The 26,163-nt window shown below is 66.5% G+C and carries 23 protein-coding genes; 11 read left to right on the forward strand and 12 right to left on the reverse strand.

Annotated features, from left to right (window positions below):
• Positions 1 to 228: 228 nt before the first annotated feature.
• Positions 229 to 444: a hypothetical protein gene (locus tag AC3WJE_RS11615; protein WP_493730957.1), complete on the forward strand. Its 216-nt coding sequence runs from the start codon at positions 229 to 231 to the stop codon at positions 442 to 444.
• A 3-nt stretch (positions 445 to 447) separates the two neighbouring features.
• On the opposite strand, the gene dbpA is transcribed toward AC3WJE_RS11615, so the two are convergent.
• Positions 448 to 1,824 (reverse strand): ATP-dependent RNA helicase DbpA, encoded by a 1,377-nt coding sequence (gene dbpA, locus AC3WJE_RS11620; protein ID WP_493730958.1) that lies wholly within the window; start codon positions 1,822 to 1,824, stop codon positions 448 to 450.
• A 161-nt stretch (positions 1,825 to 1,985) separates the two neighbouring features.
• Between dbpA and AC3WJE_RS11625 the strand changes: the two genes are divergently transcribed.
• Positions 1,986 to 3,863 carry an ATP-binding cassette domain-containing protein gene (locus AC3WJE_RS11625; protein ID WP_493730959.1) on the forward strand — a complete coding sequence of 626 codons (1,878 nt, stop codon included), beginning with the start codon at positions 1,986 to 1,988 and terminating at the stop codon, positions 3,861 to 3,863.
• A gap of 205 nt (positions 3,864 to 4,068) precedes the next feature.
• On the opposite strand, the gene AC3WJE_RS11630 is transcribed toward AC3WJE_RS11625, so the two are convergent.
• Positions 4,069 to 4,488 carry a barstar family protein gene (locus AC3WJE_RS11630; protein ID WP_493730960.1) on the reverse strand — a complete coding sequence of 140 codons (420 nt, stop codon included), beginning with the start codon at positions 4,486 to 4,488 and terminating at the stop codon, positions 4,069 to 4,071.
• A complete protein-coding gene (locus AC3WJE_RS11635) occupies positions 4,485 to 4,952 on the reverse strand; it encodes a guanyl-specific ribonuclease (RefSeq protein ID WP_493730961.1) in 468 nt (155 codons plus the stop codon). Before AC3WJE_RS11635 ends, AC3WJE_RS11630 begins: the two co-directional genes overlap by 4 nt.
• 309 nt (positions 4,953 to 5,261) lie before the next feature.
• Here AC3WJE_RS11635 and AC3WJE_RS11640 point away from each other — a divergent pair, with 309 nt between their 5' ends.
• The gene (locus AC3WJE_RS11640; RefSeq protein WP_493730962.1) at positions 5,262 to 5,873 is read left to right on the forward strand and encodes a superoxide dismutase; all 612 of its coding nucleotides are present in this window, start codon (positions 5,262 to 5,264) and stop codon (positions 5,871 to 5,873) included.
• A gap of 362 nt (positions 5,874 to 6,235) precedes the next feature.
• Here AC3WJE_RS11640 and AC3WJE_RS11645 read toward each other — a convergent pair whose 3' ends face one another.
• From AC3WJE_RS11645 to AC3WJE_RS11655, 3 genes are all read right to left on the reverse strand, one after another.
• Positions 6,236 to 7,102 (reverse strand): endonuclease/exonuclease/phosphatase family protein, encoded by an 867-nt coding sequence (locus AC3WJE_RS11645; RefSeq protein ID WP_493730963.1) that lies wholly within the window; start codon positions 7,100 to 7,102, stop codon positions 6,236 to 6,238.
• Between the two features lie 64 nt (positions 7,103 to 7,166).
• A complete protein-coding gene (locus AC3WJE_RS11650) occupies positions 7,167 to 9,404 on the reverse strand; it encodes a beta-glucosidase family protein (RefSeq protein WP_493730964.1) in 2,238 nt (745 codons plus the stop codon).
• Between the two features lie 67 nt (positions 9,405 to 9,471).
• Complete coding sequence (locus AC3WJE_RS11655) at positions 9,472 to 11,250, reverse strand: M14 family metallopeptidase (RefSeq protein ID WP_493730965.1); 1,779 nt, start codon at positions 11,248 to 11,250, stop codon at positions 9,472 to 9,474.
• Between the two features lie 256 nt (positions 11,251 to 11,506).
• On the opposite strand from AC3WJE_RS11655, the gene AC3WJE_RS11660 reads away from it, so the two are divergent.
• Both AC3WJE_RS11660 and AC3WJE_RS11665 read left to right on the forward strand, forming a co-directional pair.
• Positions 11,507 to 13,075 carry a POT-type proton-dependent oligopeptide transporter gene (locus AC3WJE_RS11660; RefSeq protein WP_493730966.1) on the forward strand — a complete coding sequence of 523 codons (1,569 nt, stop codon included), beginning with the start codon at positions 11,507 to 11,509 and terminating at the stop codon, positions 13,073 to 13,075.
• 12 nt (positions 13,076 to 13,087) lie between these two features.
• Positions 13,088 to 13,696, forward strand: coding sequence for a rhomboid family intramembrane serine protease (locus AC3WJE_RS11665; protein WP_493730967.1), 609 nt, complete (start codon positions 13,088 to 13,090; stop codon positions 13,694 to 13,696).
• A gap of 45 nt (positions 13,697 to 13,741) precedes the next feature.
• Here the strand turns inward: AC3WJE_RS11665 and AC3WJE_RS11670 are convergent, their stop codons facing one another.
• Positions 13,742 to 13,933, reverse strand: a complete 192-nt coding sequence (locus AC3WJE_RS11670; RefSeq protein WP_493730968.1) for a hypothetical protein — start codon at positions 13,931 to 13,933, stop codon at positions 13,742 to 13,744.
• A gap of 212 nt (positions 13,934 to 14,145) precedes the next feature.
• Here AC3WJE_RS11670 and AC3WJE_RS11675 point away from each other — a divergent pair, with 212 nt between their 5' ends.
• The 4 genes from AC3WJE_RS11675 (at position 14,146) to AC3WJE_RS11690 (ending at position 17,012) form a co-directional block, all read left to right on the forward strand.
• Positions 14,146 to 14,433: a GNAT family N-acetyltransferase gene (locus AC3WJE_RS11675; protein ID WP_493730969.1), complete on the forward strand. Its 288-nt coding sequence runs from the start codon at positions 14,146 to 14,148 to the stop codon at positions 14,431 to 14,433.
• A gap of 38 nt (positions 14,434 to 14,471) precedes the next feature.
• Positions 14,472 to 15,308 carry a DUF3298 and DUF4163 domain-containing protein gene (locus AC3WJE_RS11680; protein WP_493730970.1) on the forward strand — a complete coding sequence of 279 codons (837 nt, stop codon included), beginning with the start codon at positions 14,472 to 14,474 and terminating at the stop codon, positions 15,306 to 15,308.
• Between the two features lie 16 nt (positions 15,309 to 15,324).
• Positions 15,325 to 16,440, forward strand: coding sequence for a cyclopropane fatty acyl phospholipid synthase (gene cfa / locus AC3WJE_RS11685; protein WP_493730971.1), 1,116 nt, complete (start codon positions 15,325 to 15,327; stop codon positions 16,438 to 16,440).
• A gap of 74 nt (positions 16,441 to 16,514) precedes the next feature.
• Positions 16,515 to 17,012, forward strand: a complete 498-nt coding sequence (locus AC3WJE_RS11690) for a MarR family transcriptional regulator (protein WP_493730972.1) — start codon at positions 16,515 to 16,517, stop codon at positions 17,010 to 17,012.
• A gap of 57 nt (positions 17,013 to 17,069) precedes the next feature.
• Here AC3WJE_RS11690 and AC3WJE_RS11695 read toward each other — a convergent pair whose 3' ends face one another.
• Complete coding sequence (locus tag AC3WJE_RS11695) at positions 17,070 to 19,253, reverse strand: M3 family metallopeptidase (RefSeq protein ID WP_493730973.1); 2,184 nt, start codon at positions 19,251 to 19,253, stop codon at positions 17,070 to 17,072.
• A gap of 380 nt (positions 19,254 to 19,633) precedes the next feature.
• Here AC3WJE_RS11695 and AC3WJE_RS11700 point away from each other — a divergent pair, with 380 nt between their 5' ends.
• Positions 19,634 to 20,116 carry a glutathione peroxidase gene (locus AC3WJE_RS11700; RefSeq protein WP_493730974.1) on the forward strand — a complete coding sequence of 161 codons (483 nt, stop codon included), beginning with the start codon at positions 19,634 to 19,636 and terminating at the stop codon, positions 20,114 to 20,116.
• 123 nt (positions 20,117 to 20,239) lie between these two features.
• Here AC3WJE_RS11700 and AC3WJE_RS11705 read toward each other — a convergent pair whose 3' ends face one another.
• Positions 20,240 to 21,019: a ferredoxin--NADP reductase gene (locus AC3WJE_RS11705; protein ID WP_493730975.1), complete on the reverse strand. Its 780-nt coding sequence runs from the start codon at positions 21,017 to 21,019 to the stop codon at positions 20,240 to 20,242.
• 145 nt (positions 21,020 to 21,164) lie between these two features.
• Positions 21,165 to 22,091: a LysR family transcriptional regulator gene (locus AC3WJE_RS11710; protein ID WP_493730976.1), complete on the reverse strand. Its 927-nt coding sequence runs from the start codon at positions 22,089 to 22,091 to the stop codon at positions 21,165 to 21,167.
• Between the two features lie 102 nt (positions 22,092 to 22,193).
• On the opposite strand from AC3WJE_RS11710, the gene AC3WJE_RS11715 reads away from it, so the two are divergent.
• Positions 22,194 to 23,747 (forward strand): MFS transporter, encoded by a 1,554-nt coding sequence (locus tag AC3WJE_RS11715; protein ID WP_493730977.1) that lies wholly within the window; start codon positions 22,194 to 22,196, stop codon positions 23,745 to 23,747.
• Positions 23,748 to 23,782: 35 nt separating this feature from the next.
• Here the strand turns inward: AC3WJE_RS11715 and AC3WJE_RS11720 are convergent, their stop codons facing one another.
• On the reverse strand, positions 23,783 to 24,178 hold the full coding sequence (locus AC3WJE_RS11720; RefSeq protein ID WP_493730978.1) for a hypothetical protein: 396 nt from the start codon (positions 24,176 to 24,178) through the stop codon (positions 23,783 to 23,785).
• Positions 24,179 to 24,200: 22 nt separating this feature from the next.
• Positions 24,201 to 26,060 (reverse strand): ABC transporter ATP-binding protein, encoded by a 1,860-nt coding sequence (locus AC3WJE_RS11725; RefSeq protein ID WP_493730979.1) that lies wholly within the window; start codon positions 26,058 to 26,060, stop codon positions 24,201 to 24,203.
• Between the last annotated feature and the right edge of the window lie 103 nt (positions 26,061 to 26,163).

Genomic DNA, 26,163 nt, shown 5'->3' on the forward strand with positions numbered 1-26,163 from the left:
GCTGGTGATCCTCAATGCCCGCGCTCGTGATGCCTGGGCCGGCACACCTGCGCTTGGGTAAACAAGACAGTTGCTACGCGGGGCGAGGGGCAATTCCATCCCCAGAGAGCCCGGATTCGTCGCCGGATCCGGCGCTTCGTCGCAATGCCGTTGCCGGTCCTGGAACCGGGGCGGCATGCTGTCGGCCACCGGAAACCCGGGACTGTCCAATTGCTTCGGAGCCTGCAGATGAAGACGCTCTTCGCGATCGCCGCCTGGTGCATCCTGTTCGTGTTGTGCTGGCCGCTGGCGTTTCTGGTGTTGCTGATGTGGCCGCTCGTCTGGCTGCTGTCGCTGCCATTCCGACTGGTGGGCATCACCTTCGAGGCGCTGTTCGCGTTCCTGCGTGCGTTGTTGATGCTGCCGGCACGCCTGTTTGGCTGGCGGCCGGCGCAGACGGCGTGATGGTCAGAGCTTGCGTACGCGGAACCGGCGGCCCTTGATCTTGCCTGCTTCCAGCCGCGCCAGCGCCTTGCTGACGTGCTGGACGGCCACCGCTACGTAGGAACGGGTCGGGAAGATCGAGATCTTCCCGATCGCCGCGCTCGACAGGCCGGCCTCGCCGGTCAGGGCGCCGAGGATGTCGCCGGCGCGCAGCTTGTCGGTCTTGCCGCCGTCGATGCGCAGCGTCGCCATCGATGCCTCCGGGAGCTTCGGCGGCTTGCCGGTCGCCAGCGGGGCGTTGGAGAAGCGCAGCGGTTCGCCCAATTCGGCTTCGACGAGCTTCGCACGTGCCTGTTCGCGAGGTGCGACCAGGCTCAGTGCACGCCCGGCCTTGCCGGCGCGTGCGGTGCGGCCGATGCGATGGCGGTAGGTGTCCACGTCGGTGGGCAGCTCGTAGTTGAGCACCACGTCGATGTCTTCCACGTCCAGCCCGCGCGCGGCCACGTCGCTGGCGACCAGCACATTGCAACTGCGGTTGGCGAAGCGCACCAGCACCTCGTCGCGGTCGCGCTGTTCCAGATCACCGTGCAGCGCCAGCGAGGAGAAGCCGAACTGCTGCAGCGAGTTGGCAACCTCGTCCACTTCCTTGCGGGTGTTGCAGAACACCAGCGCCGATTCCGGCGCGAAGCGCAGCAGCAATCCGGCCACGGCCTTCTGCCGGTGTGCCGGCTCGACCTCGAAGAACTGCTGGTCGATCGCGGGCACGCTGTCGGCGCCTCTGATGGTGACCTCGGCCGGTTCCTTCAGCAGCTGGCGGGCCAGTTCGCGGATCGCGTCGGGGTAGGTGGCCGAGAACAGCAGGCCCTGACGCTGCGCGGCGCAGCGGCCGGCGATCTCGCGGATCGGCTCTTCGAAGCCCATGTCGAGCATGCGGTCGGCCTCGTCCAGTACCAGCGTGGCGACCTTGCCGAGGTTGAGCGCACGCATCCGCGCCAGCTCCTGGATGCGGCCGGGCGTGCCCACCACCACCTGCGGCACGTGCGCCTGCAACGAGGCCACGTGCGGATCCAGCGCGACCCCGCCGGTCAGCACCGACAGTTTGAGGTTGGGGATACCGGTGGCGAGCTTGCGCAGTTGCTTGCCGACCTGGTCGGCCAGTTCGCGGGTCGGGCAGAGCACCAGTGCCTGCACGCGCAGCAGCGCCGGGTCGATGCGGTTGAGCAGGCCCAGCCCGAACGCGGCGGTCTTGCCGCTGCCAGTCGGGGCCTGTGCGATCACGTCACGGCCTTCAAGGATCGGCGGCAGGGCGAGTGCCTGCACCGGCGTCAGCTTGGTGTAGCCGAGGGCATCGATGCCGGCGGCGAGGGCCGGCGAGAGCGGCAGGGAGGCAAATTCAGTCATGCGGCATTGTACGGGAGCGGGGATTCGGGATTCGGGATGACCAGCCATTACCAGCCATTCGGCTGTTGTGAAGCTCTTCGGCTGTGGAAAGCGGGGATTCGTAAGAGCACGGGCTACTGAGCTTTTGCCAATCCCGAATCCCCACTCCCGTACAATGGGGGATGCCTTTGATTACCTTGAATGCGCTCGACTACAGCGTCGGCGGCCCGTTGTTGCTGGAAAAAGCCGAATTGGCGATCGAACCGGGCGAACGCATCGCCCTGATCGGTCGCAACGGCGCCGGCAAGTCCACTTTGATGAAATTGATTGCCGGCGAGCTGCGCCCGGACGACGGCGAGGTGCGCGTCCAGCAGGGCGTGCGCGTGACGCGGCTGGAGCAGGAGGTGCCGCAGGGCACCGACGGCAGCGTGTTTGACGTGGTCGCCGACGGCCTGGGCGATCTGGGTCACTGGCTGGCCGAGTTCCATCACCTCAGCCACGCCGAGCACGTGGATATGGATGCGTTGGGGCATGTGCAGTCGAAGATCGATGCCGCCGACGGCTGGGCGCTGGACCAGCGCGTGGCCGAGACGCTGATGCGCCTGGACCTGGATGGCGACGTGGAGTTCGCGCGGCTGTCCGGCGGCATGAAGCGCCGCGTGCTGCTGGCGCGCGCGCTGGTGTCGGCACCGGACGTGCTGCTGCTGGACGAGCCGACCAACCACCTGGACATCGAGGCGATCGACTGGCTCGAGGTCTTCCTCAAGGGCTGGAGCGGCAGCGTGCTGTTCGTGACCCACGACCGCCGCTTCCTGCGCGCGCTGGCGACCCGCATCGTCGAGATCGATCGCGGCCAGGTCACCAGCTGGCCGGGCGACTGGGCCAACTACGAGCGTCGCCGCGAGGAGCGGCTCAATGCCGAGGCGCAGGAGAACGCGCGCTTCGACAAGCTGCTGGCGCAGGAGGAGGCGTGGATCCGCCAGGGCATCAAGGCCCGCCGTACCCGCGATGAAGGCCGCGTGCGTCGGCTCAAGGCGATGCGCAGCGAGCGCATGCAGCGGCGTGACCTGGGCGGCAATGTCCGGATGGAAGCCTCCAAGGGCGATTCGTCCGGCAAGAAGGTCATCGACGTCAAGGACGTCAACTTCGCGTTCGGCGAGCGCACGATGGTCGGCGATTTCTCCACCACGATCCTGCGCGGCGACCGCATCGGCCTGATCGGCCCCAACGGCAGCGGCAAGACCACGCTGCTGAAGCTGCTGCTGGGCGAGTTGCAGCCGCAGTCGGGCGAAGTGCGGCTCGGCACCAATCTGCAGATCGCCTATTTCGACCAGTACCGCGCCACCCTGCGCGAGGACTGGAGCGCGATCGAGAACGTCGCCGAGGGCGCGGACTTCATCGACATCAACGGCAAGCGCAAGCACATCCACGCTTACCTGCAGGATTTCATGTTCACCCCGGAGCGTGCGCGTGCGCCGATCACCCGCCTGTCCGGTGGCGAGCGCAACCGGCTGCTGCTGGCACGGTTGTTCGCACAGCCGTCCAACCTGCTGGTGATGGACGAACCGACCAACGATCTCGATGTCGAGACGCTGGAGCTGCTGGAGGAGTTGCTGGCCGATTACCCCGGTACGCTGCTGCTGGTCAGCCATGACCGCGACTTCCTCGACAACGTGGTCACCTCCACGTTGGTGATGGAAGGTGAGGGCCATATCGGCGATTACGTGGGCGGCTATAGCGATTGGGTGCGGCAGCGTCCGGCAGCGATGGCAGCACTCGTGAAGCCGGCCGAAAAGCCGGTGGTCGTGGAAGCGCCGAAGCAGGCCGAGCCGGCGGCCAGCAAGCGCAAGCTCAGTTACAAGGAGCAGCGCGAGCTGGAGCAGTTGCCGGTGCGGATCGAGACGCTGGAAGGCCAGGTCGCGACACTGACCGCGTCAATGAACGATCCGGCCTTCTTCAATCGCGACGCCGCGGCGGTCACCGCCGATACGCAGAAGTTGGCAGCGGTGCAGGCGGAACTCGACGCGGCTTACGCGCGTTGGTCCGAGCTGGATAGCTGACGGGCGCCGATACGGCGCCGCGGGTTACCGTCGTCCCCGCGAAGGCGGGGATCCAGTGTCTTTAAAGCTTTGCGCTGCGTTTCAAGTCGCTGGGTCGGCGCCCCGTCCCTCGCGCGTAGCGTGAGGGCGTTCGGCCGGATGTGAGTCAGTGGCTCGCAAGCAACCCGGCCTGAGAGGGGACGACGGAGGACCCGCGGATGGGGCCTCAGTCTTCCGATTCCAGTCCGATGAAGACCGTGAACACCGTACTGCTTTCGCGCCAGCTGTCGGTGGCCTCGTCGAGGATGTCCAGCAGCGTGCGGAAGTCGGCGCCGGCCGCGGTGCGCAGCGCCTCGGCTGATTCCACCAGCAGCGCATAGCCGCCGCTGGACGGCTGCCACGACAGGTCACGCAGCGCATCACTCAGGGCATCCCAGTTGCGGCCGAAGTGGGATGGGAAATCCAGTTGCGTGGCCAGCCGGGCCAGCAGCGTGTGCTTGTCGGTGCAATCGCGCAGGTCCACGCGCAACACGCGCAGTCCGGCATCGCGAGCGAGTGCGGCCAGCGTGTCCAGATCCGTATCGCCGACCGCGTAGACGCCCGAGCGCGCGGGATTGGCCAGATCGAGATCGAAGCCGCCGCTCATTGAGTGCGCTCGGGAACACTGAAGCTCTTGAAGCTCTCGTAGTGGTCGTCGGTGTAGTACCAGATCTCCGGCGGTGTGCCCCCGGTGATGATGCGGCGGGCACAGCGATCGCGTGAGCCGGGGGTTTCCACCGTGTATTCGTGGTAGTAGCCGCGTGGCCGGTCGGGCAGAAGCCGTTCGCGGTTGCCGAACACGCTGTTGTCCTGGCGATGCGAGAACGGGCCACCGCGCTGGATCAGGGCGATCGTGTCAGCCGCCTCGGGCGGCAGGAACTGTGGCAGCCCTTCTGGCGCGGTCGTCGGTGTCGAAGTCGGTGCGGCTGTCGGTGCGCGGTTGGCGTCAGCGGCGACCGGCGGGTTGAGCGCGGGAGCGAACTGAGGATGCGGTTGCTGCAGCTGTCGCATGCCCCACAGTCCCGCCAGCAGCAGGACGATCGCGGTGATCAGCAGTGCGGGTCGGCGCATCGGCCTGCCTCCTCTCGGAACGGAGCCGCAGTATGACGCGCCGTAGATGTTCCTGAGTTGAATCCCGGTCCGGGGACATGCGGGCTCCTGCGCGGGACTCGCCCTTGAATGCGGGGTGGCTGAAATGCGCTTTGCACATGAGGTTCACCAGCATGTAACCGGGGCTCCTGCAGTGTGATCAGCTGCGCTGCACGCAACCGTGGGATGAAGTTTCCCCGGTGCCGCACTTGGTAAGTGCCCGCGGCGTCCTTACCATTCACCCCGCAACGCCCGGTCTACCGCCGGGCGGCCGAGTCCAGGAGACCACGCATGGCCTACACCCTCCCCAAGCTGCCCTACGCTTACGACGCGCTTGAGCCGAACATCGATGCGCAGACGATGGAGATCCATTACACCAAGCACCACCAGACCTACATCAACAACGTCAATGCGGCGTTGGAAGGCACCGAGTATGCGGATCTGCCGGTCGAGGAGCTGGTTTCCAAGCTGAAGTCGCTGCCGGAGAACCTGCAGGGCCCGGTGCGCAACAACGGTGGCGGTCACGCCAACCACTCGCTGTTCTGGACCGTGCTGTCGCCGAACGGCGGCGGTGAGCCGAAGGGCCTGGTCGCCGCGGCGATCGACAAGGACCTGGGCGGTTTCGAGAAGTTCAAGGAAGCTTTCACCAAGGCTGCGATCAGCCGCTTCGGTTCGGGTTGGGCGTGGTTGAGCGTGACCCCGGACAAGAAGCTGGTGGTCGAGAGCAGTGCCAACCAGGACAGCCCGCTGTTCGAGGGCAACACGCCGATCCTGGGTCTGGACGTGTGGGAGCATGCGTACTACCTGAAGTATCAGAACCGTCGTCCGGAATACATCGGGGCGTTCTACAACGTGGTGAATTGGGAAGAGGTTGAGCGTCGTTACAAGGACGCTATCGCCTGATTCTGTTTTAGGTGGTGAGGATGCGAGGCCGGGGCCGGTGGGTTCCGGCCTTTTTGCTTTGGGGCGGGTAGTGGGTGGACAGGGAGCCTACGCTTTACTCGTAATCTCTCAGTCGTCGTCCCCGCGAAGGCGGGGACCCAGCGACTTTCGCGCCATCTCACCACTATCGGTATCTATCGTCATCCCCGCGAACGCGGGGGCGAAGCGCCGCTGCTTGCGAGCCACTGGCTCGCGCGGCGCTGAGCGCCATCGGGCTTGTCCGATGGCCGGGGGGCGCAGACCCAGTGCCTTGGGCTTTCTGTATGAAGACAGGGGAGATCAGTCGTCACCAGTCGGCAAAGAGAATCCCCGCAACCGCCGCATCAATTCAGCGGTGCTGGCGATACCGGTTCGGGCGGAAGGATGATGGTGGCGAGCAGGCCGTGGGTTGCTTCGGGGCCTGCGCCGGGATCGGTGGTGATCGGTTGGATCGACTGGGCGCGCAGGGGCGGGCGTACATACACCTGTTCGCCGGTGCAGACGGGCGCCGGCTCGGTGGGGTCGGTGCCGGGCAGGGCATTGCGGTAGCGCGGGGCGAATGGGCGCAGTTCCTCCGACTCCGGGGCAGTGGCCATGTCACCGACTACCAGCGCCGGGGTGTCGCCGGAGATGACGTCGATCCAGCGCAGCAGGTTGCGTACCTGCGCGGCGCGGATCGCGGCCGATTCCTCTGATGCGCTCGCGTCGCCGGGGTACAGATGGGTCACGTAGACGTCGATCGCCGTGCCGTCCAGATCCAGCTGCACCATGCCGGCGGTGCTGGCGACTTCGAAGGGATGCAGCAGCGTCACCGCATCGGCGACGACCGGGCGGCGGGTGAGCAGGGCGTTGCCGACGCGGCGTGGCCGGCTGGGGGGATCGGCGGTGATGAAGCTGCAGCCGTAATTCAGTTGCGCCGCCAGCCAGCATGCCTGGTTGGGGATGTCCGGTGTCTGCATCACGTCCTGCAGCGCGATCACGTCCGGGCGCAGGCGCGTGAGCAGGGCGAGTACGCCGTCGCGACGTTCGCTCCAGCGATCGCGATCGCCGGCCAGGCTCAGGGTGGCAACCGATAGCGTGCGTTCCGACGCGGGCGGCAGCAGATGCGACAGGGTCGCCGCCGGCGCGGTGCCGGCATGGCACAGCCCGAAAGCGAACAGCAACCCGAGCCAGCGGCGGGGCATGTGGGTGGGGGACGCGATCGCAGTCATCCGCGCATCTTCGTGGGGAGCAGGTGCAGGCGCCGTGCATGATGGCGCCTGCACCCCGCGGGTGTCACGGCAGGACCGTCTCCGGCAGCGTCACCTCGGCACTTTCGACGACATCGCCGGCGGAACGTGCCAGTTCTAGCGTGTAGCGGCCGCCGGCGATCTTCCAGCGCCGGGTCTGCGGGTCGAAATCCGCCAGGGTCTTCGGCTCGACCTCGATGGTGATCTGCCGGCGCTGATCGGGGGTCAGGCCGATCTTGCGCCAGCCGGCCAGGCGGATCGGCGTGGCATGCCCGGACGGCAGCCGCAGGTACAACTGCGGCACCACTGCGCCGGCGCGATCGCCGGTGTTGGTGATCACGAAGCTCGCGCGCAGGCGGGCGCCGAACGTGCTGGTTTCGAAGTGACTGAAGGTGAAGCTGGTGTAGGACAGGCCGTGGCCGAATGCGAACTGCGGCTTCAAGCCCTTGGTGATGAACCACTTGTAGCCGACGTTGGCGCCTTCGATGGTGTAGTCGATGGTGTCTTCGCCCGGTTGTTTCGGGTTGAAGCCCAGGCCGGGGATCGACGGGCGCGGCAGCTGCGATTCGTCGACCGGCCAGGTCACCGGCAGGTGCCCGGACGGGTTGACCTTGCCGGTCAGCAGGTTGGCGATGGCCGGGCCGCCGCCGATGCCGGGGTACCAGGCCTGCAGCACCGCCGGCACCTGCGCCAGCCACGGCATCCGCACCGGGCCGTTGGTTTCCAGCACCACGGTGGTATGCGGATTGGCTTTGGCGACGGCGGCGATCAGCGCGTCCTGATGGTCGGGCAGGACCATGTCCGGCAGATCGACCGACTCGGCGGCCCATTGCGTGGCGAACACGATCGCGGCATCGGCGCCTTGGGCCGCGCGTGCGGCGGCAACCGAGTCGCTGCCGTCGACGAAGTCCACCTGCACGCCGGGCAGCGCTTCGCGCAGTGCCTGCAGCGGCGGGGAGGGCTGGATGATCACTGGGCCGGGCCAGGTGGTCGGGGCGATCCCCGGCACCGCGTTGCCGCCGTTGACGGTGTAGTCGATGCGCGAGGAACCGCCGCCGGCCAGCACGCCCTTGTCGGCATGGCCGCCGACCACCAGCAGCCGCTTGATATCGCTCTTCAGCGGCAACGTGTTGTGTTCATTGCGCAGCAGCACCGCACCTTCCTCGGTGACACGCTGGGCCGCCTGCAGGCCGGCCTGGCCGTCGATCGGCTGGCGCTGCGGCGGTTGGTCGAACGCGCCGACCGCGATGAAGCTGCGCAGGATGCGATGCACCATGTCGTCCAGCCGTGCCTGCGGCACCTCGCCGGAAGACACCGCTTTGCGCAGCGGGCCATCGAAGAACAGTTCCTTGTCGAACACCTCGCCGGCAGACTGCTGGTCGAGCCCGGCCAAGGCCGCTTTCGCACCGCTGTGCACGCCGCCCCAGTCGGACATCACGTAACCGGGGTACTTCCATTCCTGCTTGAGCACCTGGTTGAGCAGGTAGTCGTTCTCGCAGCCGTAGCTGCCGTTGATCCTGTTGTAGGAGCACATCACCGAGCCGGGATGGCCGATGTCGAGCGCGATCTCGAATGCCAGCAGGTCCGACTCATGCATCGCCCGTTCGCCGATCTGCGCGCTGTGGAAATTGCGGCGCGTCTCCAGGTCGTTCATCGCGAAGTGCTTCATCGTCGAGACCACGTGCTCGCTCTGGATGCCGCGGATCGACTCGCCGACCATCGTGCCGGCCAGCAATGGGTCCTCGCCGGCGTACTCGAAATTGCGGCCATTGCGCGGGTCGCGCTGTAGGTTGACGGCGCCGGCCAGCAGTACGTTGAAGCCCTGCTGCCAGGCCTCGCGGCCCATGGTCTTGCCACCCTCGAAGGCCAGTGCGGGATTCCAGGTCGAAGCGGTGGCCGGGCCGGACGGCAGACCGGTGGCGAAATCGCCGGGGCGCACGCCGCCGGGATTGGTCACGCCCAGCCCGGCATCGACCAGTTGCTGCGCCGGAATGCCCAGCCGTTCGATACCGGGTACGTAACCGGCCGAGCCGAGCGCGCCGGCCGGCTTCTTGGTCTTGTCGCTGTCCAGCCCGAAGTAGCTGCGCAGCATCTGGAACTTCTCGTCCTGGGTCATCTGCGCGACCAGCAGGCTGGCGCGTTGATCGGCATCCAGGCGGGTGTTCATCCAGGGGCGTTCCGGTGGTGCAGTCTCTGCGCCGGCCAGCGCAGGCAGGCCGAGGCCGGTGGCCAGCGCGATGGCGCCGGCCAGCAACAGGCGGCGTGGATGTGTAAACGGTTTCATTTTACTGCGAAGCAAGGCCCTCTCTCCTCTATCGATGTGGAATGGGTTTTGGTTCTGCGCGCCGATCTCAGTCGGGCGCGACGTCAGTGCGCAGCACCGGGTACAGGCGGTAGCGCTCATCCCATGAAGGATGACGACGGTAGAAGAACTCCAGCCGCGCACGCGGGCTGGCGGCGAATGCGGGGTCTTCGGCGAGGCGCTTGTCGAACTCGGCCTTCAGTGCCGGATCGGCGGCGAGCATCTGCCGGGCCACGTCCTCGGCGACGTAGTCCTCCATGTATTCCTTGCGCTCGAAGGCGTTGTTGAACTCGCCCCATTGCAGCAGCGAGTCCGGCGCCTGCGGTTCGAGCAGGGCCATCGCCAGACGCGCCCTGGGCTGGGCGATCGGCACGAACAACGCACCGGCCGCGATCTCGCGCCGCTCGGGCTTCCACGTGCCTTGCACCGACAGGCGCTGGTGGCCTTCGACGGGTTGTTCGGAGAACGTCGCGGTCTCGGCGCGGTAGGCGATCACGTCGCGCGTGGCGGCCTGGCCGAGCACGCGGTAATCGACGCCGTGCAGCTTGAGTTTCTCGCCAACCCAGGCCGCATGCGCGGCGGGCACGAGGTAGCCGGCCTTGGGCGCATCGACGACCACGTCGGGTTTGATCTGATCGCGCAGCGGCACGTTCCAGATCTGCGGCTTGCTCTCGTCGTAGCGCGTCATCAGCGCGCCGGAAATGTCCGAGGGCGTGCGGGTGTAGGCGTAGCCACGGAAGGCGACGGTGCGTGCCTGCTTGTCGGCTGCCCAGCTCAGCGGTTCGGGCTGGCCGGCCAGTTGCGCAGCGCGGGTGTCGGCGGCGAGTGCATCGGCACGCCACTGCGCACCATGGCGCGCGGTCTGGTCGAGCACCGACAGGATGGTGTTGCGCATGATCCGCACGCGGACCGGATATTCCTTCCACGAGTGCGTCTCGACCAGCATGCCGAAGCGGTTGCGCAGCAGGAAATAGCCATGCGAGAAGCGCGGCGGCGGCACCCCGTCCTCGAATCCGGAGGCCGGGTCGTCATTGACCACGAACGAGGGGTAGTAGGGCAGCGGCAACGAACCCTGGCGGGCGAGGTCGGCGATCACCGCATCGCGCCAGCGTGTGCCGTCGCGCCGCAAGGTGGCGTCGCCGGCATGTACCGGCTCCACCTGCACCGAGACGTCGTGCTCGAACTGCGCGCCGTCGGTGGCGTGCAGGTCCACGTACATCAGCGGGTCCCACGCCTGTACCAGCCGCAGCATCGCCTGCATTTCGGGCGCGTCGGCCTTGACGTAGTCGCGGTTGAGATTGAGGTTCTGCGCGGTCGCGCGCCAGCCCATTTCCTCCGGGCCGCGCTGGTTGGGCCGGTTCCAGGCGCCGAAGCGCTCGTGGCCGTCCACGTTGAACACCGGTACGAATAGCAGCACCGTCTTGTCCAGCACGCCTTTGCCGGCGCTGCCGTCGAGGATCTCGCGCAATGCCAGGAAGCCGGCGTCCTTGCCGTCGATCTCGCCGGCATGGATGCCGCCCTGGATCAGCACCACCGGCAGCCCGCGCTGCGCGGCGCTGGCCGGATCGAGCACGCCCGAGGTGGAGGCAATCAGCGCCTTCATCGGCCGGCCTTCCGGCGTGGTGCCGTACTCGATGCAGCGCACTGCCTGCGGGTAGTGTGCGGCGAATGCATCGCACAGCTTGATCACTTCCTCGTAGCGGCCGGTCTGGCGGAAGCCGCTGCGCTCGGCGACGGTGGACAGCGCGGGATCGACCTGCGCGGACAGCGCCGGCTGGCTGGTGGCGGTCAACAGCAGGCACAGGGCCAGGCGCGTCAGGCGGGCCATCCGGGTAAATCCATTCATGGGGGAGGGGCAATGTAGCCCGACGTGCCCGGCGGGCCAATCTGCGCTGCGGCATGGAATGTTTCCACGGCTCAGGTGCAGAAGACTTTGTGGGAGCGACTTCAGTCGCGACGAGGCTTTCCCGGTACCGCCTCGTCGCGACTGAAGTCGCTCCCACAAAACGCCGCGCGCGTGGGCAGGGCCGTCACGGACCCCGGATACGGTAGGCTTGCGTCTTTATTTCCGCGATCGACCGACAATGACGACCCCCGTCCAGGCCGCCAGTGCCGACCCTCGCGCGCGGATGCCGCGCCAGATCCCCTTCATCATCGGCAACGAAGCCTGCGAGCGTTTCAGCTTCTACGGGATGCGCAACATCCTGGTGCAGTTCCTGATCACCTCGCTGCTGTTGCAGGAGATCACCGGTCCGGGACGTGAGGCCGAAGCCAAGCACGTCATGCACAGCTTCATGATCGGCGTGTATTTCTTCCCGCTGCTCGGCGGCTGGCTGGCCGATCGCTTCTTCGGCAAGTACCACACCATCCTGTGGTTCTCGCTGGTGTACTGCCTCGGCCACGCCTGCCTGGCGATGTTCGAAGGCAGCCGCGGTGGCTTTTTCCTCGGGCTCGGACTGATCGCGCTCGGCGCGGGCGGGATCAAGCCGCTGGTGGCCTCGTTCATGGGCGACCAGTTCGACCAGTCCAACAAGCATCTGGCGAAGATCGTCTTCGACGCCTTCTACTGGATCATCAATTTCGGCTCGCTGTTTGCCTCGCTGCTGATCCCGCTGGCGCTGAAGAACCTCGGTCCGCACTGGGCGTTCGGCATCCCCGGCATCCTGATGTTCGTCGCCACGCTGGTGTTCTGGCTGGGGCGCAAGCGCTATGTGCTGGTGCCGCTGCCGCCGAAGGATCCGCATGGGTTCGGCCAGGTGGTGCGCACCGCGTTGCTGGCGCGCGTGCCGGGGCAGGGACGTCCGGGACTGGCGCTGGCAGTGGTGTCGGTCGTGGCCGCGCTGGGATGCCTGGCGCTGGTGGACAACCTCGGCATCGTGATCAGCCTGTGCCTGGCGCTGGTGCTGCTGCTGGCCGGCATCGGCGGCGGTACCTGGTGGCAACTCGAACGCGCCCGCGCCACGCATCCGGACGCGGCCGTTGACGGTGTGCGCTCGGTGCTGCGGGTGCTGATGATCTTCGCCCTCACCACGCCGTTCTTCTCGCTGTTCGACCAGAAAGCCTCGACCTGGGTGCTGCAGGGCCAGCAGATGCAGATGCCGCACTGGTTCAGTGCCTCGCAGATGCAGGCGCTGAACCCGGCGATGGTGATGCTGCTGATCCCGTTCAACAACCTGGTGCTGTACCCGCTGCTGCGCAAGCTGGGCTGGGAGCCGACCGCGCTGCGGCGGATGACCGCCGGCATCGCCTTCAGCGGGCTGGCCTGGATCGTGGTGGGCACGCTGCAGGTGGTCATGGACGGCGGCGACGCGCTGTCGATCGCCTGGCAGATCCTGCCGTATGCGCTGCTGACCTTCGGTGAAGTGCTGGTGTCGGCGACCGGTCTGGAGTTCGCCTACAGCCAGGCGCCGGCAACGATGAAGGGCGTGGTGATGAGCTTCTGGAACCTGACCACCACCGTCGGCAACCTGTGGGTGCTGCTGTCCAACGCGGCAGTACGCAACGACATCGTCACCGGCCATATCGCCGATACCGGCCTGAGCGAGACCGCGTTCCTGATGTTCTTCTTCGCCGCATTCGCGTTCCTGGCAGCGCTGGCCTTCGGGCTGTATGCCCGCCGCTACCGTGCCGTCGATAATTACCGCGCCGTCTGACCGAACCTGCCCATGATCACTCTGATCCTCATCGCCATCACCGCCATCGTTTCCTGGATGGCGTTCAACAACCGCAAGCTGGCCGACCGGCTGATCCTGTGGCCGCCCGCGATCGATCGCAACAAGCAGTACGACCGGCTGGTGACCTACGGGTTCATCCACGCCGACTTCGCGCACCTGATCTTCAACATGATCACGCTGTACTTCTTCGGTCGGTCGATCGAGCGGGTGATGATGCAGGTCACCGGCAGCGTGCTGACCTATCCGCTGTTCTACCTGGCGGCACTGGTGGTCTCGATCCTGCCGAGCTACCTCAAGAACCAGAAGAATCCCAACTACCTGAGCCTGGGCGCGTCCGGCGCGGTCTCGGCGGTGCTGTTCGCCTACATCCTGCTGGCGCCGTGGACGATCATCCTGGTGTTCTTCATCCCGGCGCCGGCGATCATCTACGCGGTGTTCTACGTCGGCTACAGCATCTGGATGGATCGCCGTGGCGGTGATCGCATCAACCACAGCGCGCACCTGGCCGGCGCCGCCTTCGGCGTGATGTTCATGCTGATCATGCGGCCCGAAGTGCTGAACATCTTCCTGGAGCAGCTGGCGAACCCGCGCTTCGGCTGACCTGCATCGCCCGGGTGCCGATGGCATCCGGGCACGCCGCCTGGATCAGAAGAAGGCGTCGTCGGACAGATGGCCTGCGCGGGCCGGGGCTGCATAGGTGTCCAGCAGCCGCTCGTAGATCTCGGCGTTGAGCTGGGCGTAATCGCTGCCGTCGGTATGGCCGCTTACCACGAGCTGGAACAGGCCTTCCAGCAAGTCGTGGTCATGGTCGGCGCCGGGAATTGCCGGGATGCCCATGGTGATCTCTCCCTGGATGGCTCGGGTATCGACACATGCCCATGCCAACTGATCCATTGTCGATTGCAGGTGAAATCGGCTGCCGGCAGCGCTTCTTGATGGCCGAAAACGCGAAATGTGACGGCTGTTGCGGCCTGGATGTGCGGCGCCTTTCACACACCGAATTCGCCGGATCGAACAGAATGCGCGCCATCGTTCGATAGGGGGTCGGCATGGTCATCACTGGGGAGGTCCGGGTTCGGCACGAACCCGACCGGTTCCGCTTCATCACCGAGGTCGAGGGCCATGAGGCTGTACTCGACTACCGGCTCGCGGGGGGCACGATGGTGATCCTGCACACGGGCGTACCCGGGGCGATCGGCGGACGCGGCATTGCCGGTCAGCTGACTGCCACGGCGCTGGCCTCGGCACGCGCCAACGGCTGGAAGGTGAGGCCGGAGTGTGCCTATGCGGAGGCGTATTTCAGACGGCATCCGGAGTATCAGGACCTGCGGGCCTGATCGGGATTTCAGTGGCAGCAATGCACAGAGGACGCAGCATGCGCAGCATCACGGGATGGATCATGTGGACCGGTCTGCTTGTCGGCCTGGTGGGCTGCCAGCGCGAGCCGCAGCCGGCGTCGACCGGGCAGCAGCCGGCGCTTGCGCAAACCGAGACCGCGCCGGTGGCCGCGAACGAGGCGCCGCCGGCCACGCTCGACGACATCATCGAGCACACGCCGTCCTACGTGATTGGCATCAGTTTCCCGAAGGGGCTGGAGAGCCAGCCTGGTTTGGTGAAACTGATCCGCGACTACGCGGACGCGGCCCGTGCCGAATTGATGAAGGCGTTGGCAGGGCTGGGCAACGACAAGCCACGCACGCCCTACGAACTGTCGCTGAGCTTCGACACGCTGGTCGATACGCCAGCGCTGGTGGCGGTCGCCGCCGACGGCAGCCGCTACACCGGCGGTGCGCATGGCGAGCCGTTGGTCGCGCGTTTCGTCTGGCTCAAGGCGGCGCAGAAGCCGCTCACCGCCGAGACACTGATTCCCGTGGAGCGCAATTGGGTGCCCGTCGGCCAGTACATCGCCGCGCGCCTGCACGAGGCCGCGCTGGCCCGCGCGCAGGGCGACAAATTGCCACCGGACCAGCAGACGTTGCTGTTGAGTTCGGCCGACAAGATGATCGCCGAGGGCACCGCCGCCAAGCCCGGCAGCTTCGCCCAGTTCGAGCCGCTGGTGGATGCCGCCGGCCGGATCAGCGCACTGCGCTTCGTGTTTCCGCCCTATCAGGTAGGGCCGTATTCGGACGGCACCCAGACCGCTGACGTGCCGGCGAGCGTGCTGCGTCCACTGGTGGCGCCGGAGTATGCTCAGCTCTTCAACATGGACTAGTTCGCAGAGGGCGAACATGCCGGAAAGACTCCAGCATCGCGTTGAACAACTGTTGGCCGAGGCCGACGTGGCGATCGGCGGTACCCGACCGCAGGATATCCAGGTCCACGATCCACACTTCTACGCACGCGTACTCGCACAGGGTTCGTTGGGACTCGGCGAGAGCTACATGGACGGTTGGTGGGATGCCAGCCAGCTTGACGTGTTTCTCCTGCAGCTGATGCGCGCACATCTGGACGAACGCGTGCATGGCCTGGGCGAGATCCGCGATGCGCTGCTGGCGAAAATCTTCAACCAGCAGCAGGGCGAGCGCAGCTACGAAGTCGGCCGCCGCCACTACGACCTCGGCAACGACCTGTACCACGCGATGCTGGGACGCCGGCTGGTCTACAGCTGCGGCTACTGGGCGCAGGCCAGCACGCTGGACGATGCGCAGGAAGCCAAGCTCGATCTGATCTGCCGCAAGCTGCGTCTGCAGCCGGGCCAGCGCGTGCTCGACATCGGTTGCGGCTGGGGCGAGGCGCTGAAGTTCGCTGCCGAGCGTTACGGCGTCAGCGGTGTCGGCGTGACCATCTCGCAGGAACAGGCCGAATACGCGCGCGAACTGTGCCGCGGGCTGCCGATCGAGATCCGCCTGCAGGATTATCACGAGCTGGACGAGCGCTTCGACGCGATCATGTCGATCGGCATGTTCGAGCACGTCGGGGTGAAGAACTACCGCGCCTACTTCGAAGTGGCCCGGCGCTGCCTGAACGCGGATGGCTTGTTCCTGCTGCATACGATCGGCACCAACATCAGCCGCAACCGTACCGACGCGTGGATCGCCAAATACATCTTCCCGAACTCGATGCTGCCGTCGGTGCAGCAGATCGCGCAGGCCAGCGAGGGCCGGTTCGTGATGGAGGACTGGCACAACTTCGGCGCCGATTACGATCGCACGCTACAGGCGTGGCGGAATAACGTCGAGGCAGCCTGGGACCGGCTCGATGCCCACTACGACGAGCGTTTCCGGCGGATGTGGCGCTTCTATCTGGCCGCTTCGATGGCGAGCTTCCGCTGCCGGCATGCGCAGCTATGGCAGATCGTGCTGTCGCCGGAGGGCGTTGCCGGCGGCTATCGCGTACCGCGCTGACGCCGATCGCGTTCCGCTTCCGTAGACGTGGCTGGCTGTACCATGGAGGCGACTTCACGGTAACGACAGGTGATATGGGCAGTTTCGATCCAACCGAGCGACGGGTGCAGGTGACCTGTGAGCGTTATCCGGCGTTCCCGCGTGAACCTGCGATCCTGGTCCGGCTGATCAAGCACCTGTACAAGCGCATCCACGCCAACGCCAACAGCCTGCTGCGCCCCTACGGGATCAGCCATCCCGAGTACGACATCCTGATGATGCTGCTCGGCACCCCGGACCGCTCGCTCACACCGAGCGAAGTAGCCGAAGCGGTTGGCGAGAAGATGGCCAACGTGACCCGCCTGACCAATCAGCTGTGCGAGAAGGGACTGATCCGGCGCGCGTCCAGCACCGAGGACCGGCGCAAGGTGGTACTCACGCTCGAGCCGGCCGGCGAGGCGCTGATCGAGAGCATGCTGCCGGACATCTGCGAGCTGCTGGACGTGGAGGTATCGGCGCTGCGTGAGAAGGAACAACTGCAGCTGGAAGTGCTGCTGAAGAAGATGCTGGCCGGGCTGGACACGGCGGGCTGAACTGAAGAACACGTCAACCAGACCGCCCGGCAACTGCCGGACGGTCTGGTGCGGGTCTTACTTGCTCTCGCCGACGGCGCTGTCGCCGCCGCTGGTCAGGCCGCGCTTTTCGAGCAATGGCTCGATCTGTGGCTCGTGACCGGCGAAGTTGCGGAACAGTTCCATCGCATCGACGCTGCCGCCACGCGACAGCAGCGTCTCGCGGAAGCGGTCGCCGTTGGCACGGCTCAGGCCGCCATGCTCGCGGAACCACTGCTGGGTGTTGGCGTCGAGCACTTCCGACCAGATGTAGGCGTAGTAGCCGGCCGCGTAGCCGCCCATGATGTGGCTGAAGTACGGCGTGCGGTAGCGCGGCGGCACCGGCGCATAGGCGATCCCGTCCTTGCTCAGCGCCTGCGCTTCGAACGCCATCACGCCACCGGCGTCGGGCACCTGGTCGGCATTGATCTGGTGCCAGTTCTGGTCGAGCATCGCCGCGCCGAGGTACTCGGTGGTGGCGAAACCCTGGTTGAACTTGGCCGCGGCGACGACCTTGTCGAGCAACGCCTGCGGCATCGCCGCACCGCTCTGGTAGTGCTTGGCGTAGTTCTTCAGGATCGACGGCCAGTCGGCCCACATCTCGTTGACCTGCGAGGGGAACTCGACGAAGTCGCGCGGCACCGAGGTGCCCGAGAAATACGGGTATTTCACGTTCGAGAACATGCCGTGCAGGGCGTGGCCGAACTCGTGGAACGCGGTGGTCACTTCATCCCAGGTCAGCAGGGTCGGCTGGCCTTCCGGCGGCTTGGGGATGTTGAGGTGGTTGGCGACCACCGGCTTGTCGCCGGTCAGCCCGGACTGCGAGACGTAGGAGTTCATCCAGGCGCCACCGCGCTTGGAGGCGCGCGCGTACGGGTCGAAGATGAAGATCGCCAGCTGCTTGCCGTCGGCATCGAACACGTCGTAGACGTAGGTGTCCTCGCGATACTTGGGCAGGTCGTGACGCTCCTTGAAGGTCAGCCCGTACTCCTGGTTGGCGGCGTAGAACACGCCGTTTTCCAGCACGTTCTTCATCTCGAAGTACGGCTTGAGCTGCGATTCGTCGAAGTTGTACTTGGCCTGGCGCACCTTCTCGCTGTAGAAGGCCCAGTCCCAGGCTTCGAGCTTGAAGCTCGGCTTGCGCGCGGCCTTCTGCTCCTTGTCGATCATCGCCTGCAGGTCGGCGGCCTCGCGCTCGGCATTGGCGACCGCGGCCGGAGCCAGCTTGCCGAGCATGTCGTTGACGGCTTCCGGTGTCTTGGCGGTCTGGTTCTGCAGCGAATAGGCGGCGTAATTGGGGAAGCCGAGCAGCTTGGCCTTCTCGGCGCGCAGCTTCATGATCCGTGCCACCAGTGCGGTGTTGTCGTACTGGCCACCGTGGCTGCCGCGGTTGACCGAAGCTTCGTAGATGCGTTGACGCAGCGCGCGGTTCTTCAGCTGCGCCAGCGGCGGCTGGCCGGTGGTGTTGAGCAGCGCGATGACGTACTTGCCGTCGAGCTTGCGTGCCTTGGCGGCTTCCGCGGCGGCGGCGATCTGCTCGTCCGACAGGCCGTCCAGTTGCTTGACGTCATCGACGACCACGGCCGAGGCGTTCACCTCGTTCAGCACGTTCTGGCTGAACTGGGTGCCGAGGTTGGCCAGCTCGGCGTTCATCGCCTTCATCGTCGCCTTGTCGGCATCGGAGAGCTTGGCGCCGGCACGGACGAAGTCGGAGTAGTACTTCTCGACCAGACGCTTGCCCTGCGCGTCCAGGCCGAGCTTGTCGCGCTGGTCGTACAGCGCCTGGATGCGCGCGAACAGCTTGCCGTTGAGCGAGATCGCATCGCGGTGCGCCGCGAACCGGGCCGAGTAGTCGGCCTGCAACTGCTTGCGGGTGTCGTTGGTATCGGTGCCGACCAGGTTGAAGAACACGGTGGTGGCGCGATCGAGCACGTCGCCGCTCTTTTCCAGCGCGATGAGCGTGTTGTCGAAAGTCGGCTTGGCCTTGTTGTTGGCGATCGCCTCGACCTCCTTCAACTGCTCGGTCATGCCGGCGTCGAAGGCGGGTGCGAAGTCGCTGTCCTTGATCCGGTCGAACTGCGGGTAGTGCAGCGGCAGCGGGCTTTCGGCGAAGAACGGATTGGCCTGGTTGGCGACCTGGGCGGTGGCCGGTGCGGCGATGCTGTAGGAAGGCATGGTCAGACCCAGCGAGACGGCAAGGGCGAGAGCGAGGCGGGTGGTCAAGCGAAATCCTCCAAGATATCGAGACCCCCGAGGGTAGCCCGATGGGGTTGGTTGGCACGCGTGACAAAAGCCATGGGGCCTGGGAGCGCCTGGGGCGTGGTCGCGGAGGATGTTTGGCCGCGGACTTGTGTGGAAATCCCCAATAAATGGACCTCCGACTCGTCATTCCCGCGAAAGCGGGAATCCATGGACTTTGTCTTTTCCGATCAATTCAACGTCCCTGGATTCCCGCTTTCGCGGGAATGACGGCGTGTACTTCGATTCTGATGTTCTCTTTGGCCCGCCAGCAAAGGACGATTCCGGCCAGCGACCACCGCAAGTCGACACGCCCAGGGCGTTGCCGCACCATGCCCAGCATCTTCAGGAGGGGGAATGCATCGATGAGCAGCGTGTTCGATTTCACCGCCGATGCGATCGATGGGCATCCGCAGCCACTGGCCGACTATGCGGGCAAGGCGCTGCTGATCGTGAACGTGGCCTCGCGCTGCGGCTTCACCCCGCAGTACAACGAGCTGGAACAGCTGTGGCAGCTCCATAGCGCGCAGGGCCTGGTGGTGCTTGGTTTCCCGTGCGATCAGTTCGGTCATCAGGAACCGGGCAGCGAGCAGGAGATCGCGCAGTTCTGCGCGCTGAACTTCGCGGTGAGTTTCCCGATGTTCGCCAAGGTCGAGGTCAACGGGCCGGGCGCGCATCCGCTCTGGCAGTGGCTGGTGCGGCAGCGCGCCGGGATACTCGGCACGCGCGCGATCAAGTGGAACTTCACCAAGTTCCTGCTGGGCCGGGACGGGCAGGTACTGGACCGTTATGCGTCGGCGACGTCACCGCGCAAGTTGGTGGGTGCTATCGAGGGGGCGTTGGCGTAGGTGCAGAGAGTCCGGGAAAGCCGGCTTTGGCTCGTCATCTCCGCGAAAGCGGGAATCCAAGGACGTGGGTTTCAACGGCGCAACGTCCATGGATTCCCGCTTTCGCGGGAATGACGATGTTTTTTACTTCTCGACGAACGCACGCTCGAACACGTAATGCCCCGGCGTGCCGATGCGGGCCGAGGCCTCGAAGCCGCGCGCGTCCAGCAGGGTGCGCAGGTCGGCCAGCATCTGCGGGCTGCCGCAGATCATGAAGCGGTCGTTGGCCGGATCGATCTCCGGCAGGCCCAGCGTGCGCTGCATCGCGCCGGAGGCCATCAGCTCGGTCAGACGGCCGCGATTGGGGAATTCCTCGCGGGTCACCGCCGGGTAGTACAGCAGCTTGTCGCGAATGGTGTCGCCGAGGAACTCGTGCTGCTGCAGTTCCTTCTCGAAATAGTCGCGATAGGCCAGATCCTTCTCGAAGCGCACGCCGTGGGTCAGGATCACCTTGTCGAAGCGCTCGTAGGTCTCCGGATCCTTGATCACCGACAGCCACGGCGCCAGACCGGTGCCGGTACCCAGCAGATACAGGTTGCGACCGGCGTGCAGATCGCTGATCAGCAGCGTACCGGTGGGCTTCTTGCCGACCAGCACCTGGTCGCCGGGCTTGATGTGCTGCAGGCGCGAGGTCAGCGGGCCGTCCTGGACCTTGATGCTGAAGAACTCCAGCTGCTCTTCCCAGTTGGCGCTGGCGATCGAGTAGGCGCGCAGCAGCGGCCGGGTCTCGGTTTCCAGGCCGATCATCACGAACTGGCCGTTGTCGAAGCGGAAACTTTCGCTGCGGGTGGTGGTGAAGCTGAAGTAGGCGTCCGTCCAGTGACGGACTTCGAGCACCGTTTCGGCGCCAAAAGCGGAAGACATGCCGTTGATCGCAAAGGGGGAAATGACGGCGGCATTCTACCTCATCCTGTTTCAAATGAGATTTCCTCTCATTTGGGCGGCGGAGTGAGGCGTAGTGCGTGGCTCAACGACAGCGGCGCTTTGCGCCGGGTAATGCTGCGGGGAATCAGGTCGCTGACGGGAACAGCCGCGCACTCAGGAAATCCAGCCACACCCGCAACCGGGGCGAGACCTGGCGATGTGCGGGCCACACGACGGAGAAGTAGCCGCTGTCCTGCGTGTAGTCGCCCAGTACCGCTTGCAGCGTGCCGGCGGCCAGCGCTTCGCGCACGGTGAAGTCCGGCAGGAAGGCCAGGCCCAGGTCGCGCAGCGCGGCGTGGATCAGGCCTTCGAGGTTGCTGCTGGTCAGCGCGGCTGGTTGTGCGGGCAATGGCGGCAGCGCGCCTTCCGGATCATCGGGATCGGCCTGCAGCCGCCATTCCTCCAGCTTGCCGGTGGTGACGAAGCGGTATTGCAGGCAGGCGTGCTGCAGCAGATCACGCGGCCGCTGCGGCACGCCGCGTCGCGCCAGGTAGGCGGGCGTGCCGACGATGGCCCAGTGGAAGTTGCCGAGCACGCGCGCCTGCAGCCGGGAGTCGCGCAGTGGGCCGCTGCGCACCACGGCATCGAAGCCTTCTTCGATCACGTCGACCATGCGGTCGCTGAAATCCAGGTCGAGCGCGATGTCGGGATAGCGCGCGGTGAATTCCGGCAGCACCGGCAACAGCAGGCGGTAGCCGACCGCCGGCAGGCTGACCCGCAGCCGGCCGCGTGGGCTGTCCATGTGGTGGGCCAGCTCTTCGCGGGCGTCTTCCAGGTCGGCCAGGATGCGCTGGCTGCGCGCCAGGAACAGCTCGCCTTCGGCGGTGAGGTGGATGCGGCGCGTACTGCGCTGCATCAGGCGCACGCCGAGCTTTTCTTCCAGCTTGGCCACGCTCTTGCCGATGGCCGAGGCCGACAGCCCCAGGCGTTGCCCGGCGGCCACGAAGCTGCGGGTTTCCGCTGCCTGCACGAAGGCCTGCAGGCCGTTCAGGAGATGGTCGGTGCTGGACATTGAGGAAAATTATTCCGTTAAGAGCGGTTTGTTTGTGCATTTATCTTGATTTGCGGAGTTTTTATCTTCTATCCCTCGAAAATGCAAAGTAGGGAAGAACCCATGTCCGCACTCTCCTCAGCTCTCCCCGCAGGCGTCGCGCCGTCGCGGGCAGAGGCCCGGCTGACCCTGGCCGCCGTCTGCCTGGCGGCCTTGTGCCTGCCGCTGGGCTTCACCGGTGCGGCGGTGGCCCTGCACGCCATCGGTCAGGCATTCGGCGCCGGGCCGGAGGCGCTGATGTGGGTCAACAACGCCTTCATGCTGACCTTCGGCAGCTTGCTGCTGGTGTTTGGCACGCTCGCTGATCGCCAGAGACGTCGATGCTGGTTCCTGGGCGGCGTGGCGCTGTATGCGGTGGCCAGTGCGGCCGCCGCGGCCGCACCCGGCATCGTGGCGCTGGATCTGCTGCGCGCGCTGCAGGGCGTGGGCGCGGCGGCGATCCTTTCCAGCGGACCGGCGGCGTTGGCCCAGGTGTTCGACGAGCCGGCGCGGCCGCGTGCCTACAGCCTGCTGGGCGCGAGCTTTGGTATCGGCCTGGCGTTTGGTCCACTGCTGGCCGGGGTGCTGGTGCATGGCGTCAGTTGGCGCGCCATCTTCCTGATGCTGGCCGCATTGACCGCTGGCGCGGGGCTGCTGGGCGCCTACGCGATGCGCGAATCGCGCAATCCGGCCGCGGCCAGCCAGCGTGTGGATTGGCTGGGCGCCGGCAGTTTCACGCTGGGTCTGGCGGTGCTGACCTGGGCGGTGCTGCGCGCGCCGTCGCGAGGCTGGACGGACGTCTCGGTGCTGGCCTTGCTCGTGGCCGCTGTCGGGTTGCTGGTGCTGTTCGTGCGCACCGAACTGCGCGTGGCGCATCCGATGCTGGACCTGCGCCTGTTCCGCAGCGCGCGCTTTGCCGGGGTGCAGTGGCTGGCGGTGGCGCCGGCGTGGTCTTTCGTGGTGCTGCTGGTGCTGCTGCCGGTGCGCTTCATCGGTGCCGAAGGCTGGCCCGAGGTGCAAGCCGGCTGGTGGATGCTGGCGCTGTCCGGGCCGATGCTGGTGGTGCCGCTGCTGTCGGGTTGGCTGGTGCGCTGGCTGTCGGCGGGCGTGCTGTCGGGTGTCGGCCTATTGGGCTGCGCGGTCGGGTTGGCCTGGCTGGCGCAGTGGATGCCGGGCGATGCGCCTGCCGCGCTGTTGCCGCCGCTGGTGCTGATCGGCATCGGCATCGGGCTGCCGTGGGGGCTGATGGACGGGCTGGCGGTGAGCGTGGTGCCGCGTGAGCAGGCGGGCATGGCCGCCGGCATCTTCAATACGCTGCGCGTGGCCGGCGAGGGCATCGCGGTGGCGCTGGTCGGAACCCTGTTGGCGGCGCTGGTGCTGGCGCGCTTGCCGCATGTTGCTCCGGTGACGGTGGCCGAAGCCGCACACCACGCGGCGGCCGGGGAGATGGCGCAGGCTGCGGCCCTGCTGCCCGGTGTGCCTGCATCGATGTTGGGCGTGGCTTACGCGCAGGCTTTCCAGTCGTTGTTGTATCTGCTGGCCGGCATCTCGGTGGTATCGGCGCTGGTGGCGTTCCGGGCGCTGCGCCGCCCCCGGGAGGTCAGTCGTGTCGCCCCTGCATGCAGCGAGCGTGCTTGAAGATCACGCCGTTGATCGCACCGGGCCGCACACGGTCACGGCGTAAAGGTCAGTTCGTAGGCCAGGAACAGCGGCGCCTTGTCCGGCGCGGGCAGCGGACGCTCGCGCAGGAACTTCTCCATGCAGATCGCCAGCGGGGTGGCGCCGGCGCGCCAGCTCTGGATCACCGTGCCCTGTGCATCCAGCGCGACCACGATGGTGAACGGTGCGGTATTGGCTTGTGGGGTCGCGCACTGGGCAACGCCCTCGTCCAGCGCGGAAGCCTGCGCCTGGTGGATGCGGCTGGCCAGATTGACGGTCAGCTCGGCTTCGTCGTAGTCGGCGCGGACCTTGGCCTCGTCGTAGCTGGTCGGCAGGGTTTGCGCGACGGCGTTGCCGGCCAGGGGCAGCAGGACGGCGAGCAGGCAGGGCATCAGGCGCGGCGCGGGCATGGCATCGGTTCTCGGCGAAAGCTCAACGATAGCCGGCTGCCTGCAGCTCGAACAGTTCGGCGTAGCGGCCGCCCTGCGTCATCAGCTGTTCGTGGGTGCCGCTGGCCTCGATGCGGCCGTCGGCCAGCACCAGGATGCGGTCGGCCATGCGCACGCTGGAGAAGCGGTGCGAGATCAGCACCGCGGTGCGCTGGTGGGAGAGTTCCTTGAAGCGCTGGAACACCTCGAACTCGGCGCGCGCGTCGAGTGCGGCGGTCGGCTCGTCGAGGATCATCACCTGGGCATCGCGCAGGTAGGCGCGGGCGATGGCGATCTTCTGCCACTGCCCGCCGGACAGATCCACGCCGGTCTTGAAGCGGCGGCCGATCAGCTGCGCGTAGCCGTGCGGCAGTTCCTCGATCATCTCGTCGGCGAGCGCACGGTGCGCGGCGGCTTCGATACGCGCCTGGTCGTGCATCGACTCGACGCGGCCGACGCCGATGTTCTCGCGCGCGCTGAGGTGGTAGCGCACGAAGTCCTGGAAGATCACGCCGAGATTGGCGCGCAGGTCGTCCAGGTCGTAATCGCGCAGGTCGCGGCCATCGAGCAGGATGCGGCCCTCGTCCGGGTCGTACAGCCGCGCCAGCAGCTTGACCAGCGTGGTCTTGCCGGCGCCGTTCTCGCCGACCAGCGCCAGCACCTCGCCGGCGCGCAGTTCGAAATCGAGATGGCGCACCGCCCAGTGTTCGGCGTCCGGGTAGCGGAAGCCGACGTTCTCGAACACGAAGCCGCGCGTGATCGGCTGCGGTATCGGCTGCGCGTCGGGACGCGAGACGATTTCCGGTTCGATCTCGAAGAACGAGAACAGATCGTCCAGATACAGCGCCTGCCCGGCCACTTGCGAAAAACCGACCAGCAGGCCTTCCAGCAACTGGCGCAGGCGCAGGAAGCTGCCGGCCAGGAAGGTCAGGTCGCCGATGCTGAAATCGCCACGGATCGTGCGCCAGGCGATGTAGGCGTAGGCGACGTAGTAGCCGAGCGTGCCCAGCGCCGCCAGCAGCGTGCCCCACAGCGCACGCCGTCGCGCCAGTGCGCGGTTGGCCAGGTAGAAGCGGTCGGCGAGCGTGCGGTAGCGCTCGATCAGGAAGCGGTGGAGGTTGAAGATCTTCACCTCCTTGGCGGTCTCGACGCTGGCGCCGACCTGACGCAGGTAATCGAGCTGGCGGCGCTCCGGTGTCCACTGATAGTTGAGCGAATAGCTCAGTGCATTGAAGTGTGCTTCGCCGACGAACGCCGGCACCAGCGCCACCGCCAGCAGCGCGATCAGCCACGGTGCGTAGACCAGCAGGCCGACCGCGAAGCTGGCCACGGTGATCGCATCCTGAAGCTGCCCGAACAGCTGGCTCATCAGGTTCATGCGGCCCATGCTCTGGCGCCGCGCGCGGTCCAGCTTGTCCTGCAGGTCCGGGTCTTCGAAATCCTCAAGATCCAGCTGCGCGGCGTGTTCCATCAGGCGCACGCTGCTGGCGTTGTTGAACAGCTCCGACAGCAGGCCGTCGGCATAGTTGACCAGCCGTCCGAGCAGATCCGAGCCGATCGCCAGCGCCAGTTCCAATGCCAGCAGCGTCAGCAGCCAGCGAAGCTGGCCGCCGGCCAGCGCATCGCTCAGCGAGTGCAGGCCCGGTTGCAGCCGGGCCAGGTGGATCGCCTCGTCGATGATCAGCTTGCCGATGTACAGCGTCGCCACCGGCATCAGCGCGCGCAGCAGGCGCAGGCCGAGGCTGGTCAGGGTCAGCAGGCGGCTGGCCTGCCAGATCTGGCGCAGGAACGGCGGCAGGTTGCGCAGGGCGTTGAAGCGCTCGCGCAGGCTGGGTTGGCGCGTAGGTGCGGCGGGCGGTGTCATGCGGCGATTGTGGCGTGCGCCGGGTCGGGCGGGAACGCGGCATTCGCGCGCAGCACGCTGCGATCAGGTGCCGCGCTGCCGCCGATGCTCATCGCGGCGGAGT

Source organism: Pseudomonas sp. GW821-FHT07E12 (assembly GCF_058986605.1).

Excerpts from the sequence above, each read along its gene's own strand:
- AC3WJE_RS11635 (WP_493730961.1), bottom strand. The coding sequence starts at position 4,952 with ATGCGCCGACCCGCACTGCTGATCACCGCGATCGTCCTGCTGCTGGCG.
- AC3WJE_RS11665 (WP_493730967.1), top strand. The coding sequence starts at position 13,088 with ATGATCACTCTGATCCTCATCGCCATCACCGCCATCGTTTCCTGGATG.
- AC3WJE_RS11625 (WP_493730959.1), top strand. The coding sequence starts at position 1,986 with ATGCCTTTGATTACCTTGAATGCGCTCGACTACAGCGTCGGCGGCCCG.
- AC3WJE_RS11640 (WP_493730962.1), top strand. The coding sequence starts at position 5,262 with ATGGCCTACACCCTCCCCAAGCTGCCCTACGCTTACGACGCGCTTGAG.
- AC3WJE_RS11680 (WP_493730970.1), top strand. The coding sequence starts at position 14,472 with ATGCGCAGCATCACGGGATGGATCATGTGGACCGGTCTGCTTGTCGGC.
- dbpA (WP_493730958.1), bottom strand. The coding sequence starts at position 1,824 with ATGACTGAATTTGCCTCCCTGCCGCTCTCGCCGGCCCTCGCCGCCGGC.
- AC3WJE_RS11650 (WP_493730964.1), bottom strand. The coding sequence starts at position 9,404 with ATGAAACCGTTTACACATCCACGCCGCCTGTTGCTGGCCGGCGCCATC.
- AC3WJE_RS11655 (WP_493730965.1), bottom strand. The coding sequence starts at position 11,250 with ATGGCCCGCCTGACGCGCCTGGCCCTGTGCCTGCTGTTGACCGCCACC.
- AC3WJE_RS11670 (WP_493730968.1), bottom strand. The coding sequence starts at position 13,933 with ATGGGCATCCCGGCAATTCCCGGCGCCGACCATGACCACGACTTGCTG.
- AC3WJE_RS11630 (WP_493730960.1), bottom strand. The coding sequence starts at position 4,488 with ATGAGCGGCGGCTTCGATCTCGATCTGGCCAATCCCGCGCGCTCGGGC.
- AC3WJE_RS11615 (WP_493730957.1), top strand. The coding sequence starts at position 229 with ATGAAGACGCTCTTCGCGATCGCCGCCTGGTGCATCCTGTTCGTGTTG.
- cfa (WP_493730971.1), top strand. The coding sequence starts at position 15,325 with ATGCCGGAAAGACTCCAGCATCGCGTTGAACAACTGTTGGCCGAGGCC.
- AC3WJE_RS11645 (WP_493730963.1), bottom strand. The coding sequence starts at position 7,102 with ATGACTGCGATCGCGTCCCCCACCCACATGCCCCGCCGCTGGCTCGGG.
- AC3WJE_RS11700 (WP_493730974.1), top strand. The coding sequence starts at position 19,634 with ATGAGCAGCGTGTTCGATTTCACCGCCGATGCGATCGATGGGCATCCG.
- AC3WJE_RS11720 (WP_493730978.1), bottom strand. The coding sequence starts at position 24,178 with ATGCCCGCGCCGCGCCTGATGCCCTGCCTGCTCGCCGTCCTGCTGCCC.
- AC3WJE_RS11710 (WP_493730976.1), bottom strand. The coding sequence starts at position 22,091 with ATGTCCAGCACCGACCATCTCCTGAACGGCCTGCAGGCCTTCGTGCAG.
- AC3WJE_RS11690 (WP_493730972.1), top strand. The coding sequence starts at position 16,515 with ATGGGCAGTTTCGATCCAACCGAGCGACGGGTGCAGGTGACCTGTGAG.
- AC3WJE_RS11725 (WP_493730979.1), bottom strand. The coding sequence starts at position 26,060 with ATGACACCGCCCGCCGCACCTACGCGCCAACCCAGCCTGCGCGAGCGC.
- AC3WJE_RS11660 (WP_493730966.1), top strand. The coding sequence starts at position 11,507 with ATGACGACCCCCGTCCAGGCCGCCAGTGCCGACCCTCGCGCGCGGATG.
- AC3WJE_RS11715 (WP_493730977.1), top strand. The coding sequence starts at position 22,194 with ATGTCCGCACTCTCCTCAGCTCTCCCCGCAGGCGTCGCGCCGTCGCGG.
- AC3WJE_RS11675 (WP_493730969.1), top strand. The coding sequence starts at position 14,146 with ATGGTCATCACTGGGGAGGTCCGGGTTCGGCACGAACCCGACCGGTTC.
- AC3WJE_RS11705 (WP_493730975.1), bottom strand. The coding sequence starts at position 21,019 with ATGTCTTCCGCTTTTGGCGCCGAAACGGTGCTCGAAGTCCGTCACTGG.